This window comes from Pseudonocardia pini (genome assembly GCF_013870575.1).
Taxonomy (GTDB): domain Bacteria; phylum Actinomycetota; class Actinomycetes; order Mycobacteriales; family Pseudonocardiaceae; genus Pseudonocardia; species Pseudonocardia pini.
In genome coordinates, this window is record NZ_JACBXB010000857.1 from 1 (window position 1) to 2,181 (window position 2,181).

Genomic DNA, 2,181 nt, shown 5'->3' on the forward strand with positions numbered 1-2,181 from the left:
AGCACCTGGTGAACGACCCGCGGAGACCCGCACGCCGGTCAGCGGGGTGCGCAAGGCGACCGCGGCGGCCATGGTGCGGTCGGCGTTCACCGCGCCGCACGTCACCGAGTGGCTCTCCGTGGACGTCACCGCCACCATGGACCTCGTCCGGGAGCTCCGACAGGACCGGGAGTGGACAGGCGTGCGGGTCACCCCGCTCGTCCTGGTGGCGAAGGCGCTGCTGCTCGCCGTCCGGCGCCATCCCGCGATCAACGCCCGGTGGGACGACGAGCACCAGGAGATCGTGCAGTTCTCGCAGGTCAACCTGGGCATCGCCGCGGCCACGCCGAGGGGGTTGGTGGTGCCGAACGTCAAGGGCGCGGACCGGCTCGGGCTCCGCGAGCTGGCCGATGCCCTCGACGAGCTCGTCGCCACGGCCCGCGCCGGGTCGACGCGACCGGCGGCCATGACCGGCGGGACCCTCACGATCACCAACATCGGCGCGCTCGGCGTGGACGCGGGCACCCCGATCCTCAACCCCGGCGAGGCCGCGATCCTGGCGTTCGGGGCGGTCCGGCCGATGCCGTGGGTGGTCGACGGACAGATCCGGGTCCGCCAGGTCACACAGCTGGCGATGTCCTTCGACCACCGGCTCGTGGACGGCGAGCTGGGCTCCCACGTCCTCGCGGAGGTCGGGCGGATCCTGGCCGATCCGGCCCGGGCGCTGCGCTACGCGTGACGGGGGCGGGGGCCGCCCGCAGGCGGCCCCCGCCCTACCGCTCCACCGCCAACGCGTCGTCCGCGTAGAGCGCGCGCAGCGCCTTCTTGTCGTACTTGCCGACCGAGGTCCGCGGGACCTCCTCGACGAACGACCAGCCGTCGGGCAGCTGCCAGGAGGCGAACTCGGTGGCGAGGTGCTCGCGCAGCTCCGCAGGGCGCACCGCCTCCCCCGCGTGCAGCGCCACGACCGCGACGGGCCGTTCCTGCCACCGGTCGTCGGGCACCCCGATGACGGCCGCCTCGCGCACCGCGGGGTGTTCGGCGATCGCCGTCTCCAGGTCGACCGACGAGATCCACTCCCCGCCGGACTTGATCACGTCCTTGGCTCGGTCGGACAGGGTGACGTAGCCGAGCGCATCGATCGAGCCCAGGTCACCGGTCCGCAGCCAACCGTCGTGGACGCGGTCGGGGGCGTCGAGGCGGTGGTAGCCCGCCGTGACGTACGGCCCCCGGACCTCCAGCTCGCCGACGGCTCGACCGTCCCGGGGCAGCTCGGTGCCGTCCTCGGCCACCACGCGGCCCTCGACGAGGTTGAGCAGCCGCCCCTGGGCGGCCCGGTAGGTCCAGTGGTCGGGATGGTCCTCGGCGACCGGCGGCCAGTTGACCAGCGCCACCGGCGACGTCTCGGTCATCCCCCACGCGTGGACCAGGCGGACCCCACAGACCTTGGCCATGGCCCGCTGCAGCCCGACAGACACCGGCGCACCGCCACCGAGGGCGTACCGCAGCGACCCGAGGTCGCCGCCCCGGGCGCGCACGTGCCCGAGGACGTCGCTCCACACGGTCGGGACACCTGCCGCGACGGTCGGCCGGGTCGTCTCCACCACCCGCACGAGGTCGGCCCCGGAGGTGAACCGGTCCGGCAGGACCAGGTCCGCGCCGACCAGCAGCGCGGCGTAGGGCAGGCCCCAGGCGTTCGCGTGGAACATCGGGACCACCGGGAGCACCCGGTCCGCGGCGGTGAGGCCGAGGGCGTCGCCCATCGCACAGGCCATCGAGTGCAGGTAGACCGAGCGGTGGCTGTAGACCACGCCCTTCGGGTCGCCCGTGGTGCCACTCGTGTAGCACATGGCCGCGGCGTCGCGTTCGTCGAGCTCGGGCCAGTCGAACTCCGGCGGCGCCGCGTCGAGCAGCTCCGCGTAGTCGTGGACGGTCACCCCGGGCGTCGCGAGTGCGGTCCGGGCCGAGTCGTCCGCGCCGACCACCACGACGTGGCGGAGCGTCGGCATGCGCTCGAGCAGGGGCGCGACGACCGCCGCGAGGGTCCCGTCGACGATCAGCACGCGGTCCTCGGCGTGCCCGGCGATGAAGACCAGCTGCTCCGCCGACAGCCGGATGTTCAGGGTGTGCAGCACCGCGCCCATCGCCGGCACGGCGAGGTAGGCCTCCAGGTGCTCCTGGTTGTTGCGCTGGAACGTCGCG

Annotated in this window: 2 protein-coding genes; one reads left to right on the forward strand and one right to left on the reverse strand. The window is 74.0% G+C overall.

Annotation, left to right across the window (positions count from 1 at the left end):
* The coding region (locus tag H5J29_RS29975; protein WP_181784326.1) for a dihydrolipoamide acetyltransferase family protein at positions 1 to 718 on the forward strand (718 nt) is incomplete at its 5' end.
* Positions 719 to 752: 34 nt separating this feature from the next.
* Here the strand turns inward: H5J29_RS29975 and H5J29_RS29980 are convergent.
* Positions 753 to 2,181 (reverse strand): long-chain-fatty-acid--CoA ligase (locus tag H5J29_RS29980; protein WP_181784327.1); only part of this gene is annotated, 1,429 nt, incomplete at its 5' end.